Source organism: Paenibacillus sp. FSL P4-0081, from assembly GCF_000758565.1.
Lineage (GTDB): Bacteria > Bacillota > Bacilli > Paenibacillales > Paenibacillaceae > Paenibacillus_AQ > Paenibacillus_AQ phytohabitans.
This window is the reverse complement of record NZ_CP009280.1, coordinates 1,419,273-1,436,724: the sequence shown is the minus strand read 5'-3', so window position 1 is coordinate 1,436,724 and position 17,452 is coordinate 1,419,273. Positions and strand designations below refer to the sequence as shown.

Here is a 17,452-nt window from a genome sequence, read left to right as displayed (position 1 = left end):
TCCTACTCTCATATCCCTCCTACCCTACCGCTCCAGCTGCCGACAAACCCCCTCCCGTAACCTTCCGTCATGGCCATTTGACTCCCCATCTGCTTAATGTTAGGGTGATTTGGAAGCCATAATTTTCCGGGAGGGAATGTTCATGACAGCAGTGAAGCTCAGTATCGATTACGATGCATTTGAAGAAGGTAAGCGGATAGAGACGGAGATTGAACAATTGAGCAAAAGCCCCGAAGCCGCTGAAGTAAGCAGTCTGACGATTGGCGATTGGGGGCAAGCCTACGAGAACAGCTCGGAGGATGCCGTCCAGGCGCTGGTGAAGCTCAGTGCAAGTTTCCCTGCGCTGCGCAGGCTTTTTATCGGGGAAATGGGGTATGAGGAATGTGAAATTTCGTGGATTACCCAAACTGACCTCTCGCCGCTGCTTCCCGCTTATCCGGAGCTGCAGTCATTGACTGCGCAGGGCGGCACGAACTTGCGGCTGAGCCAGCTGCAGCATGAGAAGCTCGAAGAACTGGTTATTATAACAGGCGGACTCGGCAAAAATGTCCTCGCCGATATCGCCGCCGCCAATCTGCCGAATCTGCAAAAGCTCGAATTATATCTAGGCGTGGACAACTACGGCTTTGACGGCGGTCTGGAAGACCTGTATCCGCTGATCGCCCCCGGAAAGTTCCCCAAGCTTACCTATCTGGGACTCAAAAATAGTGAAATCCAGGATGAAATCGCCGCAGCCCTAGCCGATGCACCTATTCTGGATCAGCTCGAGACACTCGACCTGTCACTCGGAACCCTTAGCGATACCGGCGCCGAGGCGCTGCTCGCCAGCGGGAAGATCAAAGGACTAAAGCTGCTCAACTTGAGCCATCATTATATGTCTGACGGAATGATTCAGCGCTGGAAGAACAGCGGACTGCCTGCCGATGTCAGTGACCAGCAGAAAAGCGACGACGAGGATGACTGGCGTTATCCGTCGATCACCGAGTGATGCCACCCGCAGAGCCGCTGATTGTGTTCTGCAATCCCGGCGACAGGCGCTCGGAAGGCATCCAGCAGGCGCGAAGCCGCCTTGGCATGCCTCCGGCGGTCCTGATTCCGTACGCCGGGCTGCTGCAGGGCCAGCCGCTGGCTGAATTGCTGGAGCAGCCGATGGGCGGAATGTCCGGGCAGGCAGGGCAGCGGGTTGATGGAATGCGGGTGCTGGATGCATTGCAGGGACAAGCACAGGTTAATTCACCGGCACCGGACAGGCAGCCGGACCTGACAGAGCCGGCTGCCCAAGGCCGCGATAGCAGCCGGCAATCCAGGCTGGCCGCACCTGCCCCCGCAGCGCATGCCCCGGCCACGGCCCCGCCGCTGCTGCGGCTGGAGTCGCCGGGCGGCAGCTTCGAAACCGAGCGCGCCCTGATCGCGCTCGGCGCGCCGGATGCGCCGGACGCAGACGACTCGCTGCATCCTTACGGCGGCCAGCCGGACCTCCGTCCGCTGAGCTTCAAGGCGGCCGGCGCACTCAAGGATATGCCCGGCGTGCTGCATCATCCGTCCCAGTGGTTCCGCGGCTACTGCCGGCTGCTGGCCCGGATTCAGCGTGAAGCCGGGCAGCTCCTGCCCGCCGCCCGCTGGACCAACCATCCCGGCGAGATCGCCGCGATGACCGACAAACGCCGGACGCAGCAGCTTCTGGCTGCGGCTGGCGTTCCTATTCCCCGGCCGCTTAAGGGCAGCAGCGGAGAAGCCCCCGTGGACTACGCCTCCCTCCGCGGGCTGATGCTCTCGCAGCGGATGCACCGCGTATTCATCAAGCTGGCCAGCGGCTCAGCCGCATCCGGCGTCATTGCCTATCAGCTCAATCCGGCAACGGGAGCTGAGGTGGCGGTCACTACCATCGGGGTCGAGAGCTATATCACCCGTCCCCCGGTGTATTATAATTCCGGTAAGCTGCGGCGCTATACGGACTCTGCGCTCCTCGCCGGAATCATCAACTGGCTCTACCGCCACGGCGCCTACGCCGAGCAGTGGATTCCGAAGTCCGGCGCGGACGGGCAATCGTTCGATATCCGCCAGCTGGTTGTTGCCGGTGTGGCCTGCCACTCGGTTGCACGGGTAAGCCGTACACCGATTACGAACCTGCATCTGCGCAGCCGCCGGATGACTCCGGCCGAAGCCGGACTCACGGAGGACATGCAGGCAGAGGTACGGCAGACGGCCGAGCAGTCTCTGGCTGCTTTTCCGCGTTCCTCCGTGGCGGGAATTGATGTATTGGTGGGGAGCACCGGGCGGACGTATACGGCGGATGTGAACCCTTTTGGCGACTTATTGTACGATGTGGAATACCACGGCTGCAGCACCTATGAATGGGAAATGAAACAGCTATCCGGGAGGAACCTGGCCCTATGACCGATATGAATGCCGTTGTCGGCACCCACGATATCTTAATGATTACGCTCGATACGCTGCGCTATGATGCCGCTGTTCTGGAGGAAGCCAACTGCCCCAACCTGTGCGGCAGCGGTTCCTGGGAAAAGCGGCATACGCCCGGCAGCTTCACCTATGCAGCCCATCATGCCTTCTTCGGCGGATTCCTGCCCACTCCGGCCACTACGAATAAGGCTGAGCATGTGCGGCTCTTCCATTCCCGGAATACCGGGCTCAAGACCCATCCCCATACCTGGCTGTTCGATACGCCGGATATGGTGTCCGGGCTTGCAGCGGCGGGATATCAGACGGTGTGTATAGGAGGGGTAATCTTTTTCAGCAAAAAAGTTCCCCTCGCCCGTGTCCTGCCCGGTTACTTCCAGCACAGCTACTGGCGGATGACGTTCGGGGTGACGAACCCGCGCTCGACCGAACATCAGGTGAATCACGCGCTCAAAATATTGAATAATACACCGCTTGACCAGCGTCTGTTCATGTTCCTGAATGTCTCGGCGATCCACGGCCCGAATCATATGTTCCTGCCGGGTGCGAAGCGTGATTCCGTGGACAGCCAGCGCGCTGCCCTCCGCTATGCCGACGGTGAACTAGGCCGGCTGTTTGCTGCCTTCCGCGAACGCGGTAACCCGGTGTTCTGCCTGGCGTTCTCCGATCATGGAGAAGCTTACGGCGAAGACGGCTACCAGGGCCACCGGCTCGCGCATGAAACGGTATGGAATGTTCCTTACCGCGAATTTTTTATATAGCTGTACTATCCCGCAAAAGGAAGGAGAACGTATGACGTCAATCCGGCAATCCCTTCATCATAAGAGCAATGACGAAAGTCCTCCCTTCTCCTCCGGGGAGCTTCAGGAATGGACCGGGCAGATTACGGCCAATCCTTACCGCAATTATCTTTATTCTTATCCGCACAAAACCGCTTACCGCGAGTTCGCAGCCCCCATTTCTTTAGAGGAGCTGTGGCGGGACGAGCCTGCGGAGAGTTTTTTCTTATATATGCATATTCCCTTCTGCGGCGCTCGCTGCGGCTTCTGCAACCTGTTCACCCTGCCTGACAAAAGAGCGAATGTCCACGCCGAGTACGTGGATGCGCTGGAACGGCAGGCGAAGCAGTGGGCTGCTTTTACCCGTCACAAGCCTTATGCGCGCTTCGCCATCGGCGGCGGAACGCCAAGCCTGCTGGCTCCCGCGCAGCTGAACCGGCTGTTCGGCATTGCTGCGGATATCATGGGTGTAGACCTCGCGGCCACCTCCATCTCCGTCGAAACCTCACCCGAGACACTGACAGAGGAGAAGCTGTCGATCCTGAAGGAGCATACCGTCGACCGGGTCAGCATGGGGATTCAGAGCTTCGTGGCCGCTGAGTCGGCTGCCATCTACCGGCCGCAGGACCCGGACGTGGTATACCGGGCGCTTGAGCTGCTGGGTAAATATGATTTTCCCATCCTCAATCTGGATCTGATCTACGGGCTTCCGGGCCAAACGGTGGAATCATGGCTGTATTCGCTGAATCAGGCGCTGCTGCATGAGCCGGAGGAGATCTTCATCTATCCGCTCTACACCCGTGAGCACACGATTGTGAAGCCGGGCGATCTGCTGCGCCAGACTGATATCCGCCATGAATGCTATCAGGCCGCAGGCCAGCTGCTGGCAGAGCACGGCTACCGCCAGTACTCGATGCGCAGGTTCGCCAAGGAGAACGCAGGAACTGCTAAAGATATTCTCAATTACAGCTGCCAGGAGGAAGGCATGGTCGGCCTCGGCTGCGGTGCCCGCTCTTATACACGGAATGTGCATTATGCCTCCCGCTACGGCGTCAGCCGCAAAGCCACGGAGAGCATCATCGCTGACTATGTAGCAGCCGAACGTTATGATACTGCTGACTACGGGATTGTACTGAGCCTTGCAGAACAGAAACGGCGCTTCATTCTCAAAGCTATCCTGCATAGCGAGGGTCTCACCGTGGCGGATTACAACCAGCGGTTCGGCTCTACGCTATGGGAAGATCATCCCGAGCTGGGTCTGCTGGTGCAGAGCGGGTTCGCCACGGGTGAAGAGGGCATCCTGCGGCTTACTCCGGGCGGTCTCGGCTACTCCGATTCCATCGGCGACTGGTTTATTTCCGGCGAGATCAGGGAGCAGATGGAAGGGTTCATCCTGCCATGAAGGCGGTCCTCTACTACCGCGGCTCCCTCTCCTCCTGCAACTATGACTGCCCTTACTGCCCCTTCGGCAAAACAAAAGACAGCGCCGCCACCCTCGCCAAAGACCGTGAGCATCTTACGGCCTTCGTCCGCTGGGTGTCGGAGCAGGGAGCGGCAGGCCACCGGCTGTCTATTTTCTTCAATCCCTACGGCGAAGGACTGACACACCGCTGGTACCGGGACGCGCTAATCACTCTATCCCATCTGGAGCATGTGGACAAAGTCGCCATCCAGACGAATTTGTCGGCCCGGCTTGATTTCACCGCAGAGCTGAATCCGGCCAAAGCCGCCTTCTGGGCGACCTATCATCCCGGTCAGGTGAGTGAGGAACGGTTTCTGGCGCAGTGCAGGACTGTATACGGGCAAGGCATTCCCTTCAGCGTGGGCAGTGTAGGTGTACATGGTGCTTTTCCCGCTATTGCTTCGCTGCGTGCCGCCCTGCCGGAGGATGTCTATCTGTGGGTGAACGCCTTCAAGGACAAGCCGGATTATTATACGCCAGAGGATGTAGGCTTCCTTAGCGGGATAGATCCTTATTTCCGGATCAATGCCGTTGACTACGACAGTCTGGGCAAAAGCTGCAATGCAGGCAGCAACGTGTTCTATGTGCAAGGTGCAGGTCTCGTGAAACGCTGCTATAAGGACCGTGCGGTCATCGGTAACCTCTACCGCGATGGTCTCGAAGGACTTGCTGCGCAGCGGAGCTGCCGGATGAAGGTCTGCGACTGCTACATCGGCTATATCCATATGCCGGAGCTTGGCCTGGAGCAGATTTACGGCTCCGGATTGCTGGAGCGGATTCCTTACGGCGCGGGAGAGAGAATCCCAGACGAAATGAGGAAAATGGGGATTCAGCGGTGAGCGGTTTGGGTTGGCGGATTAGGTTGGCGGGTTAGGTTGGCAGATTCGATAGAATTGACACAGCGATGGATAGATACCGCTAAGGCAGGGCGAGTTCCAAACACAATTTCTCTTATATGTGGGGGAATGCAGACGCAGAGAGGCCACGAATAGGTGTATTTCGTACAATTAAAAGGAGGATAAACACCGGATTTGTGCGGATAAGTGTATTCTGTACAACTAAAAATGGCCTAAGGCGCTCATTTGGGGAAAGTCAGTCCTTTTAGTTGTAGAAAGTGCAGCTATTAGACTGGAAAGACAATGACTGGTGACTTTAGTTGTAGTAAATACAGTTATTGTCGGATGAGGTTCTTGGCTTCGAGCAGAAGTCTGGTTCTATCTCCCAGGCCGCTATTTCGAAAGAGTACCGTTCAATGGATAGAGCAAATGTGGCTACAATATGGCCACAATGTGGCTACAATGTGCTTACAATGAAGCCAAAAGTTACGGGAGGACAAAGCAATGACAGCTCAGCTACATGCTCAGACACAAACAGGGGTAACGATATGGCTCACCGGCCTGTCCGGAGCGGGCAAGTCCACGCTTGCCGCTCTGCTCAAGGACCGGCTGCAGGAGCAGGGCCGGGCTGTGGAGTGGCTTGACGGTGATGAGCTGCGGCGCACACTGGGCCGGGGCCTCGGCTTCAGCCGCGAGGACCGGTTCGAGAATATCCGCCGGGCGGTCTATATTGCCGGCCTGCTGAACCGGCACGGCGTGGTCACCGTGGTCTCGGTGATCAGCCCTTATGCCGACATGCGCAGCTATGCCCGCCGGGAGCTGCCGGGGTTCGTGGAGGTCTATGTAGACTGCCCGCTCCCCGTCTGTGAAGCGCGGGATGTCAAAGGGCTGTACGCCAAGGCCCGCTCCGGTGAAATCCCGGCCTTCACCGGGATCTCCGATCCTTATGAGGCTCCGGACCGCCCGGAGCTGAGGCTGCTCACGGCAGAGCGTACACCAGAGGAATGTGTGGAGGAAATGATAGACTGGCTTACGGAGAACCGGCTCTATCAGCCTTGGCGCTAGAGTTAGAGTGCGGACATTCTCCTGCTTCGCCTGCGCTATGAGCATAATAGAAGGGAGACTTATAGCGTTTAGCCATGAGCCTCCCTTCTTATTGATATGAAGCTCCCATTCCTCCAACAAACTAGCCGCGTTGCTCAGGTATCCTCCAACGTCGCTTCCCCCCGTCACATCTTACTCCGCCTCATCCCGCTTTAATCTGCCTTACACTATTTTCGCGATTTGTTACTCTGACGGCGCTGCCAGGTTAGCCCTAGTGCTATCAAGATCACCATCCCCGCACCCGCTCCCACATATAGCAGCCATGGTGCTGTTGCTGAATGGTTGTCTACAGGTACTGAAGGTGCATCACCTTCAGCGGTCTCCGGCGGCGCTGTCGGCGACCCGCCGCCGGTACCTGGCCCCAGCTCATTCAGATCTTCCTGCGCGTCAGCATACAGGGCAGTCCGGCTGCACAGGCTCGTAGTCAGCTCACTCTGTTCTTCATTCCCCTTCGCTAGGTTTCCATCTGCTTCCGCTCCTCTTGCATAAACCATGTAGCGTTCACCCTCGGCGAATTCAAAGCCGCAGCTGTCTCCGGACTGCGCCGTACTTACGGTCACTTGATTACCCAAATCCCCCTTCCAGCGGGCACCCACCTGAAAGGTAACCTGCATGGGATCGGCGCTGGATTGGATAATTCCGGATGGTTTGGCGACCGATATTACGGTGCCTTCAAACACGGCCGTACTGTTTTCCATAGCCTCCAGCGGAGGAGCTGGTATGACACAAGAACAGGCATAGGTAACCTGCGGACGTACGGTCAGTAGTGTCATGAAGACAAGCAGGGCACACAGGAACATGAGCAGGACGCCCCGGATTCTTTTTATCGCAATCATCATAATCACTCTCCTTATTCACCAGACGAAATTTCCAGAGAAAGGTTACTCTATAAACCATAAAATCCCATGCCAGCAAAAAGGCACGCGGGTATAATAGGACAGTCAGCGTAATAAAAGCTAAGTGATAACGGCTGCGTCACGGGCATGTGATAGCAAGCTGCGACCAGACAGCTACGTGATAACGGCTGCATCATGAGCATGTGCTACCAGCTATGCCTGACGGATATATGATAGCAGCTGGCTCATCATGTCTGCAGGCTAAACCCCAAGGCTTACCCGCGTCTACTTTCTGCATCTGCTTTCTGCATCTAATTTCTGCATCTGCTTTCTGCATCTGTTCTTCGTATTTACTCTCTAAATTCACTCTCTATGTTCACCCTCCGCCTCGATCTCCCGCGCAATTGCGGTCAGCTGCCGCATCCCTTCACGAAGCAGCGCTTCGCTGGCGAAGGAGTAGCTGAGGCGCAGCCAGGACTTCATCTCGCCCAGCGGATCACAGATTTCACCGGGAACGAAGGAGATGGACTGCTCCATACAGCGTACAAACAGCACATCTACGGACACTGTGTCCGGCAGCTTCACCCACAGGTTCAGACCGCCCTGCGGAGCTGTCCATTCCCAGCCGGCGGCAGCGAGCTCCTCCTCCATGATCTCCTTATGCACCTGAAGCGCGATCCGCAGCTTGCCAAGATGCTGCTGCAGGCGCGGCGAGGTGTAGTAGTGGAGGAAGATCTTCTGATTCAGAAGCGGCGTCCCGTTGTCCGCCAGCGACTTGGCGGCAATCAGCCGCTCCATGAACGGATAACGGCAGGCTACTGCGCAGATCCGCAGCCCGGGGGCCACATACTTGCTGAAGCTGCTGATGTAGATGACCCAGCCTTCGGTATCATAGGCAAAAAACGGCGCCGGCGGCTCCTCCTCAAAGTGCATATCACGGAACGGATCATCCTCCACCAGCAGGCAACGGTAGCGCTCCGCCAGCTCAACGAGCAGCTTGCGCTGCTTAGCAGGCACCGTATAACCCGTCGGATTATGGTGCGTCGGGTTAATATAGAACATCCGCGGCTTATGCCTGCGCATCAGTTCCTCGACCGCCGCCAGATCATACCCCTGCGGCGAGATCTCCACCGGAACCAGCCGCGCGCCTGCCCGGCGGAAAATATCCAGCGCCACACTATACGTCGGGCGCTCCACCAGCACGGCATCCATCGGGCCGAGCATGATTCCGGCGATCAGATTGATCGCCTGCTGCGCGCCCGAGGTAATCAGCAGCTCGCTGGCTGATAACTGCAGCCGGTACCGGTCATGGAAATGGCTGCTCAACGTTGCACGCAGCTCCTCATCCCCCTGCACGGTGGAATAGGTACCCATGACCTTCGGGTAGAGGTCGAATACTTTTTTGACATAATCGGACAGGAACAGGTTGGGCAGCAGACCCGGATCAATCAGCGCCTGAGAGAACTGGTAAGTCACCGGCTTCCGCTGAATATCGGACATCGGACTCTTGACCGTATACCCCAGCACTGCTGCTCCTTCTTCCACTGAGTTGGCCATCCGGCTGCCCGGCGATACATAATAACCGGATTTGTCTTTGACATACAGCATACCGTTCTCCGTAAGTGCCCGGTAAGCCTTAAATACCGTCAGCCGGTGGACACCCAGCTCATCCGCCAGCAGCCGGATCGACGGCAGCTTGTCGTGGGGCTTCCACTCCCCGCGCCCGATCCGGTTCGCCATGAACTCATAGACTTGGCGGAACAAGGGATTACTTTGCTCTGCTCCCACTGACTTCTTCATATACCCCCGCCCTCTCCACAATATACTCGCAACCGTCCCGCTGCCCACAGCTCGCCATTCACCTTTCACCGTTCGCCGCTCACTCCAGCGCACACGTCCGCCAACTGCTCTTTGCCCTATTGTACAGCATTCCGCCCTGCAACTGTTCTGTGTTCTGCAATCTGTTCTGCGCCTATGAGGATATGATTAACAGAATACTTTAGGAGATTGCCACATTACCACCACAAAGGGGCACGGAAACATGATTATGTTAGCTTATTCACTGGTCTGTCTGATCTTCGGCACAACCTTTCTCGCGATCAAAATCGGCGTAGACGCCGGAGCGCCGCCGTTCTTCTCTGCTGGACTTCGTTTTTTCACGGCAGGGGCGGTGCTGTTCCTGTTCATGGTAGTGAAAGGCAAAGCCAGCTTCTCGCTGCTGCTGCGCAAGGAAATGCTGTTCACCGGAGCAACGCTGACCTTCGGCACCTTCGCCGCACTTTACTGGGCCGAGCAATATGTATCCTCCGGACTCGCGGCCGTATTATCGGCAACCGGGCCGATGATGATTCTGCTGATGCAGATGGCTTTTCTCCGGCAAAAGGCTCCCGCCTACTCGCTGTTCGGCTGTATCATCGGCTTCACCGGCGTACTGCTGCTTGTGCTCCCCAGCCTTGCGGCTGATGTCACTCCGCTCTGGCTGATCGGCTGTGTTGTCGTCCTGATCGGAGAAATCTGCTATGCGGCAGGGGCGATCTACTCCAAAAAAGTAACCACCACCTTCTCTGGAGTATCCCCTGTGGCACTGAACGCGGCCCAGATGATGTACGGCGGAGCACTGCTGTTCATCATCTCGCTGTTTACCGAGCCGCTGCATCCCGCCTTCCTGTTGTCGTTCAAAACCGCAGGCTCCCTGCTCTACCTGACCGTTGTCGGCTCCATGGTTGGTCATACCCTGTTCTACTGGCTCGTCTCCAAGACGAATCCCGTCTTTCCGTCGACCTGGCTGTATATCTCTCCGCCGATTGCCGTCGGGGTGGGCTTCCTGTTCTATAACGAAGCGGTAACGTGGGTAACGCTGCTTGGTGTATTCACCATAATCGCTGGCACCGTCCTTGTGAATGCGGGCGCGCTGAAGCAGCTGATTTTCAAACAAAAACCGGCAATACCCGTACTTCAAAAAACAAGCATTGAAGCTCTTCCGCAGGATTAATTAATCCTGCCCCTGTTTAGCAAAAACAGCCTGGACCCTTACAAAGGGCTCCGGGCTGTTCTGTTATTTTCACCCTATAGCTCAAGCACGCTGGGGGATAACGCTACTCCTCAGAGCTGAAAAACAAATTCAGCGGCAATTCCTCATCGCTCTCAAAACTGTTCGATATCCTGTAGGTAATATACAGCTTCTTCTCACCCTCGCCATATGTCCACGATTCTCGGATAAAGCCTATTGACGGCATGAGCGGAAGCGCCATCCGGTCAATCGTCTGAACCGATTGCTCGACTTTGTCAGCCTCTTCATCATCCGCAGGCTTGTAATGTTCCAGAAAAGCACGCACTAGCTCTCTCGCATCCTCATAACCGCTTTCCGATCTGGGAAAGACCGTCCCAATCCGGTAACCGATAATTGTATCATTTGTAACATCTGCCGTAATCTGCTGGATGAACTCCATTTGATTGACGGTCAGGACATCATCCTGCATGATTGTACCCAAATTCGGATCATATTCCCCCACAGCATCGGTAACCCCCAGAACGGCAAGCCCGTCTTCGAGCGGCTGGTTGAACACAGCCCTGTGCTCTTCCACCTGTGTGAACAATTCTGCGTACTTCGGGGTGTCCTTGCTGCATCCGGCAGATAACAACGTTAGGATGACTATCCCGCAAATGAGAACGAAGCTTGATTTCCTCAAATGAATACACCTCCTTGCCTGATCAAACCTTACCATACATGTGAGGAAAGAGCATTAAATAAATACCATATATTAGAATATTTTCTTTTCCCTTAACGCAAATCTGATTAAGCTACCTATTTTTTCAGAAAATTATTATATATGACGTACTATATATTGCATTTATGATCATTATTGCGTATTATATAAGCAAGTTAGGGGATTTAATTCCAAATAGGACGTCTGAATGAAGAGGGGGAATCGGCGCACGGTGCTCCTTTTCTGCCAAGGGAGTGCCTGTATCTATAACGTAAACCGGAAAGTGGAGGAAAACTGTGATCGAACTGACAACCCGGCAATTGCAAATTATTGAGATTGTGAAAAAAAGAGCGCCGATTACCGGAGACCAAATCGCGGAAAGCCTGGGCCTGAGCCGGCCGACCATCCGGGGGGACTTGTCCATCCTGGTTATGCTCGAATATGTCGATGCGAAGCCGAAGGTCGGTTATTTCCCCGGTACCAAAGCCGCAGCGCGCCATAACAGCCGGGGGCTGCTGCAGGATACCAAGGTTAGCGATATCCAGAGCATCCCGGTCATTATCCGCGAGAATACAACGATTCAGGACGCCGTAGTTACACTGTTTCTTCAGGATGTCGGTACGCTGATCATCTGCGATAGCGACGGCAAGCTGACCGGTGTCGCCTCGCGCAAGGACTTCCTGAAGGTCACGCTCGGTAATCCCGGCGCGGTAACCATGCCTGTGAGCATGGTCATGACCCGCCAGCCCAAGGTAATAACTGTTTCGCCCGATGACACGGTGCTTGACGCCGCGCAGCGCATGATATACCACGAGGTAGACAGTCTGCCGGTAGTTGTTCCCGGCAGCGGGGAAGGGTCCGGCTCAGGTCTGGACGTAGTAGGGCGGCTCACGAAGACTTCCATCGTGAAGCTTCTCCTCGAGCTTGAAGCCAAAGGATAACGGAGGAATCGATAGAGCATGGAGCCATCCACCCATTACATTACGATATGCTCGGATTCTATTGGAGATACGGCGGAAGCTGTCGTGCAGGCCGTCATTCACCAATTTCAGAATCAGCGTGTCACGATCAGAAGATACGGTAATGTCAGACATGAAGATGAACTGCGCAAATTAATGGAAGAGACCGCCCAGCTTCAGGGTTTCGTAGCTTATACCCTGGTCCAGCCGGAGCTGCGGGAGATGATCCGCGAGGAGGCAGTCCGCCTCGATCTGCGGATTGTGGATATTATGGGCCCGATGATGCAGGCCTTCATCGATACCTTCGATGATGCTCCGGAGGCCCGGCCCGGACTGCTGCATCAGCTGGACGAGGAATATTTCAGCCGGATCGAGGCGATTGAATTCACCGTCGCCTGTGATGACGGACGTGATCTCGGGGCCATGCTGAAGGCGGATATTGTTCTGCTCGGCATGTCCCGCACCTCGAAGACACCGCTCAGCATCTTTCTGGCCCACCGCGGCAAGAAGGTGGTGAATTATCCGGTCGTCCCGGAGGTCGGTCCGCCGCAGCAGCTGCTGAGCCTGCCGCCGAACCGGATCATCGGTCTGACCATGAAGCCGGAGTACATGCTGAAGATCCGCTCTGAGCGGCTGAAGATGCTGGGCTTGCCTACCGGCTCGCAGTATGCCAGCCTCGAACGTATTACAGAAGAGATGGAATATGCGGCAACACTGTTCGCCAAGCTGGGCTGCCCGGTCATTGATATTACGGATAAGGCGATTGAAGAAACCGCCGGCATCATTATGGGTTATATCTAATCTAACTATTCTAACTACACTGGAGGGAATCATTATGGAACGCGAATTGGCACTGGAAATTGTACGGGTCACTGAATTGGGTGCTTTATCCTCAGCACGCTGGATTGGCCGGGGCGACAAAAATGCGGCAGATAATGCTGCCACAACCGCAATCCGTTCCATGTTCGATTCTGTCTCCATTGACGGAACCGTGGTGATCGGCGAAGGCGAGATGGATGAGGCGCCGATGCTCTATATCGGAGAACGTGTCGGTAACCGGAACGGCCCTTCCGTCGATGTAGCGGTAGATCCGCTGGAAGGGACCGAGGTCGTCGCCTGCGGACTGCATAATGCACAGTCGGTGATTGCAATTGCTGACAAGGGCAGCCTGCTGCATGCGCCGGATATCTATATGGAGAAGCTGGCCTGCGGACCGGAGCTGGCCGGTAAGCTAAGCCTGGATGATCCGGCCGAAGTAACGCTGCGCAAAGCCGGCATGATCACCGGCAAAGCGCTCTCCGAGCTGACGGTGATGGTACTGGACCGCAAGCGGCATGAAGGCTTAATCAGCATCCTGCGTGAAGCAGGCGTGCGCATCAAGCTGATCAATCACGGCGATGTCGCCGGGGCAATAGCCGCTGCGCTGCCGGACAGCGATGTAGATCTGTACATGGGCTCCGGCGGAGCACCGGAAGGTGTACTCGCCGCCGCCGCACTGCGCTGCCTGGGCGGCGAGCTTCAGGGCAGGCTGCTGCCCGAAGGCCCCTTCGAGATGCAGCGCTGCCTGCAGATGGGTCTGGACAATCCGGCACGGGTGCTGTCCATGGAGGATATGGTCGGCACCGGCGATGTCATCTTCGCCGCCACCGGGGTAACCTCCGGCGAGTTCCTCAGCGGCGTCCGCTTCATCGGCAAGGAACGCGCCGAGACCCATTCGGTGATCATGCGGGCGCAGAGCCGCACGATCCGCTACATCCGCAGCATTCATTTCCTGCCGGGCAAGGACATCCCGGAGGTCATTCCGGCCAGAGCCAATGCGGCCTTTATGTAGGCATCAAGGCAGCGGATAACAATTGTATTTCATACAGTTATAACAAGGTATACGCCCAGATTTATTACGCTAAGTGTATTCTGTACAGCTAAAATAGCATGAGGTGATCCTTTTGAGAGAAACTGGTCAATATAATTGTATAAAGTGCAACTAAAGCACTTCCCGGGCAATTTTCAGTGATTTTAGTTGCAGAAAATACAGTTAAAGCCTCGCCGGATTGGGTCCTCTGCTTCAAGCGGAATTTCATTCTGATCCGAGGATTACCGGTTCAATGAATATACAAAAGGGTTTCCGTGAAGTCCGGCTGGACTTCGCGGAAACCCTTTTATTTTCTCGCTGAAACAGCTCCATGATTAAAGTGACGGCAAGGCCGTTCCCACTAGCTTTAGCCTTAATGACAAATCCCGTCATCTAGCCTGTCAGAATGTTATAACGTCCCTGCTATTTAACGGCTGCGGCTGTGGTCTCTCAGCAGCTCGTCACTGCCGTCCACCTTCACTTCTCCGCTCTTGTCGACCCGTGCTTCCTCGCGTCTGACCGTATCCTGTACCTGCTCGGTTCCCTGAACCTCACGTTTGTGAATTTCGACTTCACCGGTAACGACCGTATTCTTACGGACCTCCACCTGCTCCTCGCTCACCGGGATTCGGATCGTTTCATCCGCGCCAACCGGCTCTGCTGTTGTGTCATTATTGACGGCACGCCGCTCAATAACAATCTCTTCATGGGTAACAGGGACATTGATCGTTTTCTGCTCTTCGATGATTTCCTTGTGTACGTTGACCTCACCGGTCTGCACCTTGTTCTTGGATACGTCCAGCTGTTCTTCACGCAAACGCAGCCTGCGGTCTTCATCCGGATCATTGAACCCGCCAGTTCGTGTACTATCCAGCGCCCCGTCTATGCCATTCGGCGTACCGGAATATACATCTCCCGTCATTCCCGGCCGGTTCACATCATCCAGTGCTCTTGTCCCCGGGAGATCATGCTCCGTTGCCGAATTCATCGTATCCAGCCCTGTATCGTCCCTGCCTTCAAGACCCGAGCCGTTGAACGCGGCATCCACGGTATCTGTTACCGAATGACGTGCGGTATCCGCAGCATCGCCGGTTGTATTAGGATCATCCATATAACGGTCTGCGTTCGCTGAATTATGGTTGCGGAAAATGGAGTATACATCACTTTCCCGCGTGTTATCTGCATCAACCATGACCAGAATGCGTCCTTCATCCACATAGTTGTCGTAACTCTCCGCTTCATCCTCCGGAATACCCAGCCCGATCAGACCGCCCACAAGCCCGCCTGTTCCTGCACCTACGGCTACTCCCGTCAATGTCGCGGCAATTGGTCCCGCAGCAATAATCGGCCCGATCCCCGGTATCGCCAGCGCGCCGATGCCTGCCAGCAGCCCGGTGACACCGCCGAGTATACCGCCTGTTGCTGCACCGGATGCCATGCCTTCAGGCGCCTTGGTTCCTGTCTCATCACTGATCGCTTCAACATCCCGTTTATTTCTCGCTATCACTGAGATATCCTCTGTCAGAAACCCGTGACTCTTCAAGTCTTCAATGGCCCGTGAAGCTTCATGCTCGGTATAGAATACACCTACAATTTTCTTGTTCATAACGATTCCCTCCTGGTAGCTTATTTTGTGAATAAGGATTGGTCTCACTTTAACTTTCACATCCCTTACTTAACCAAACAGGCATCCGCGAAACTGATATTTTATAAACTTGTAAACGTAACCTCAAAATTATTTATGAAACAGGAAATAATCCGGGAAATAATTTCCAAGCGGATTTCCTCCTGCATTCCGGACACATTTTACTCATATTCCCCGTTTCGGAGTCAGCATAGATAACACTTAATTATCCGCCTCATGGCATTTATTAAGCCTTTTAGAACAATGGTCTCAACCGCATTACAGCACCGCCAAAAGAGGCTATACTCCTCATAAGACAGGTCAGCCACTCAGATATCTTATAGGGGGAACCGCGATGAATATGCGTTTGAAGGTGCTCAAGAAACATTTACTTTTCTGCTGCAGCGAACACTGCAATAACCAGGATGTTGAAGAGGTCATGCAGGAATTCAAAGAGCAGATGGTGGAACACGGGATTAACAAAACGGTCAAAATCAACAAAACCAGCTGTCTCGGCCTATGCGGCAACGGGCCTTTTGTCATCGTGTATCCTGACGGAATCTGGTACTACAATGTAACCACCGATGATGTGGCGCGCATTGTGGAGGAGCATCTGGTGAACGGTGTGCCTGTGGAAGAGCTCGTTATGCTCAAAATGGAAGCCTGACCCTGCCGAAGCTCCGGCATCTGTGTTATGAGATATGTACGTATGGTCCCTCTCCCCTTCAGCGGAGCCGGGACTTTTTGCGGTTGATCTGCCTTGGGGTCCCCGCAAAGTACCTGAGTAATCATCGAAGCCAGAGCCCCACTTTGTGGGGTTATTTTGCGGTTGATCAGCCTTGGGGAAACTGATGTATAATGGGGAATATACACTTTTTAGGCAAAGAACACTCCCTATACAGGAAAGAGGCTGAAGCATGGCCATATTCAAATATAATTCCCATCGTCCGCACCGCACCAGTCCCGATCTACATCTCCATTATTGGGGACAGGAGCAATGCGCACCCGGCCATTCCGTCGGACCCGGGGTCCGTGATTTGTACAAAATCCACTTCATTCACGAAGGCACCGGCAAAGTCGTTGTCGGGGAAGCGAGCCACACGCTGGGGGCAGGACAAGCCTTCCTCACCTATCCCCATGTTGTGACGCATTATGCCGCAGACCAGGACAGTCCCTGGACCTATTCATGGATTGCTTTTACCGGAGAAGAAGCCGGATATCTGTTGTCGCGGACTTCGCTGTCGCCCGAGCAGCCGGTGTTCCCGATGGATCAAGAGCTGATGCCCTCTCTATTCGAGAGGCTGTCTGAAGCCGCCGATTGCCAGGATGTGCTGGATCTGCCGCTCAAGGTAATCCTCTATGAGTTCTTATCCCTGCTGCTGCGCACGGTTCCGGCCACTGCAAACCTGGTGATTCCGCGTCAAAAGAGTGTCTATGTCGAGCAATGCCTCCACTACCTGCATGCCCATTATTGTGAGAATGTCACCGTGGAGAGCATGTCCGCTTCTCTGAAGCTGGACCGCAAGTACCTCTCCACATTGTTCAAACGGACGATCGGTCTGCCGCCGCAGCAGTATCTGCTTAATTTCCGGATTGCCAAGGCCTGCGAGTTGCTGACCGAGACCAGCTGTACCATCGGCGAGATCTCGCATTCTGTCGGGTATCAGGACGCACTGCTCTTTTCCCGTATGTTCAAAAAGGTTAAAGGCTGCTCCCCCAAAGAATACCGCATCCGCCACACCGATACTGACATTGTTCTATAAACATCATCCATGCTGACATACGATTATCCGCACGGATTCGGTACAATAAGAACGTGCCCCGGCCGGAGAAGCAAACGCTAACATTCCCCGGATAGGGAGCGCCAGTTTGTACACA

Annotated in this window: 16 protein-coding genes; 12 read left to right on the top strand and 4 right to left on the bottom strand. The window is 55.2% G+C overall.

What is annotated here, in order from left to right:
• Window positions 1–142: 142 nt before the first annotated feature.
• The 6 genes from P40081_RS06135 (at window position 143) to cysC (ending at window position 6,560) form a co-directional block, all read left to right on the top strand.
• Complete coding sequence (locus P40081_RS06135; protein ID WP_042134107.1) at window positions 143–988, top strand: STM4015 family protein; 846 nt, start codon at window positions 143–145, stop codon at window positions 986–988.
• Window positions 988–2,397: an STM4014 family protein gene (locus tag P40081_RS06130; protein WP_042134105.1), complete on the top strand. Its 1,410-nt coding sequence runs from the start codon at window positions 988–990 to the stop codon at window positions 2,395–2,397. The genes P40081_RS06135 and P40081_RS06130 overlap by 1 nt, the downstream gene beginning before the upstream one ends.
• Window positions 2,394–3,179, top strand: coding sequence for an STM4013/SEN3800 family hydrolase (locus tag P40081_RS06125; protein WP_042134103.1), 786 nt, complete (start codon window positions 2,394–2,396; stop codon window positions 3,177–3,179). Before P40081_RS06130 ends, P40081_RS06125 begins: the two co-directional genes overlap by 4 nt.
• Window positions 3,180–3,210: 31 nt before the next feature.
• Window positions 3,211–4,599, top strand: a complete 1,389-nt coding sequence (locus tag P40081_RS06120; RefSeq protein ID WP_042134102.1) for an STM4012 family radical SAM protein — start codon at window positions 3,211–3,213, stop codon at window positions 4,597–4,599.
• Complete coding sequence (locus P40081_RS06115) at window positions 4,596–5,498, top strand: STM4011 family radical SAM protein (protein ID WP_042134101.1); 903 nt, start codon at window positions 4,596–4,598, stop codon at window positions 5,496–5,498. The genes P40081_RS06120 and P40081_RS06115 overlap by 4 nt, the downstream gene beginning before the upstream one ends.
• A 501-nt stretch (window positions 5,499–5,999) precedes the next feature.
• Complete coding sequence (gene cysC / locus P40081_RS06110) at window positions 6,000–6,560, top strand: adenylyl-sulfate kinase (RefSeq protein WP_042134098.1); 561 nt, start codon at window positions 6,000–6,002, stop codon at window positions 6,558–6,560.
• A gap of 206 nt (window positions 6,561–6,766) precedes the next feature.
• Here cysC and P40081_RS06105 read toward each other — a convergent pair whose 3' ends face one another.
• Window positions 6,767–7,438 carry a hypothetical protein gene (locus P40081_RS06105; protein WP_052421691.1) on the bottom strand — a complete coding sequence of 224 codons (672 nt, stop codon included), beginning with the start codon at window positions 7,436–7,438 and terminating at the stop codon, window positions 6,767–6,769.
• Between the two features lie 360 nt (window positions 7,439–7,798).
• Complete coding sequence (locus P40081_RS06100; protein ID WP_042134096.1) at window positions 7,799–9,235, bottom strand: aminotransferase-like domain-containing protein; 1,437 nt, start codon at window positions 9,233–9,235, stop codon at window positions 7,799–7,801.
• 241 nt (window positions 9,236–9,476) lie between these two features.
• Here P40081_RS06100 and P40081_RS06095 point away from each other — a divergent pair, with 241 nt between their 5' ends.
• Window positions 9,477–10,427, top strand: coding sequence for a DMT family transporter (locus tag P40081_RS06095; protein ID WP_039302038.1), 951 nt, complete (start codon window positions 9,477–9,479; stop codon window positions 10,425–10,427).
• A gap of 103 nt (window positions 10,428–10,530) precedes the next feature.
• Here the strand turns inward: P40081_RS06095 and P40081_RS06090 are convergent, their stop codons facing one another.
• Entirely contained in the window at window positions 10,531–11,124 is a 594-nt protein-coding gene (locus P40081_RS06090; protein ID WP_042134094.1) for a hypothetical protein, read from the bottom strand.
• A 314-nt stretch (window positions 11,125–11,438) separates the two neighbouring features.
• Between P40081_RS06090 and P40081_RS06085 the strand changes: the two genes are divergently transcribed.
• From P40081_RS06085 to glpX, 3 genes are read left to right on the top strand one after another with little or no spacing between them, the layout of a single operon-like run.
• Entirely contained in the window at window positions 11,439–12,083 is a 645-nt protein-coding gene (locus P40081_RS06085; protein ID WP_179093394.1) for a helix-turn-helix transcriptional regulator, read from the top strand.
• Window positions 12,084–12,101: 18 nt separating this feature from the next.
• Window positions 12,102–12,902, top strand: coding sequence for a pyruvate, water dikinase regulatory protein (locus tag P40081_RS06080; protein ID WP_039302045.1), 801 nt, complete (start codon window positions 12,102–12,104; stop codon window positions 12,900–12,902).
• Window positions 12,903–12,936: 34 nt separating this feature from the next.
• Entirely contained in the window at window positions 12,937–13,932 is a 996-nt protein-coding gene (glpX, locus tag P40081_RS06075) for a class II fructose-bisphosphatase (protein WP_042134091.1), read from the top strand.
• A gap of 445 nt (window positions 13,933–14,377) precedes the next feature.
• Here the strand turns inward: glpX and P40081_RS40005 are convergent, their stop codons facing one another.
• Entirely contained in the window at window positions 14,378–15,556 is a 1,179-nt protein-coding gene (locus P40081_RS40005; protein WP_042134089.1) for a YsnF/AvaK domain-containing protein, read from the bottom strand.
• 373 nt (window positions 15,557–15,929) lie between these two features.
• Here P40081_RS40005 and P40081_RS06065 point away from each other — a divergent pair, with 373 nt between their 5' ends.
• Together P40081_RS06065 and P40081_RS06060 are read left to right on the top strand one after the other, a co-directional pair.
• Window positions 15,930–16,241, top strand: coding sequence for a (2Fe-2S) ferredoxin domain-containing protein (locus P40081_RS06065; protein WP_042134087.1), 312 nt, complete (start codon window positions 15,930–15,932; stop codon window positions 16,239–16,241).
• 250 nt (window positions 16,242–16,491) lie between these two features.
• The gene (locus tag P40081_RS06060; RefSeq protein ID WP_042134085.1) at window positions 16,492–17,337 is read left to right on the top strand and encodes an AraC family transcriptional regulator; all 846 of its coding nucleotides are present in this window, start codon (window positions 16,492–16,494) and stop codon (window positions 17,335–17,337) included.
• Window positions 17,338–17,452 lie beyond the last annotated feature (115 nt).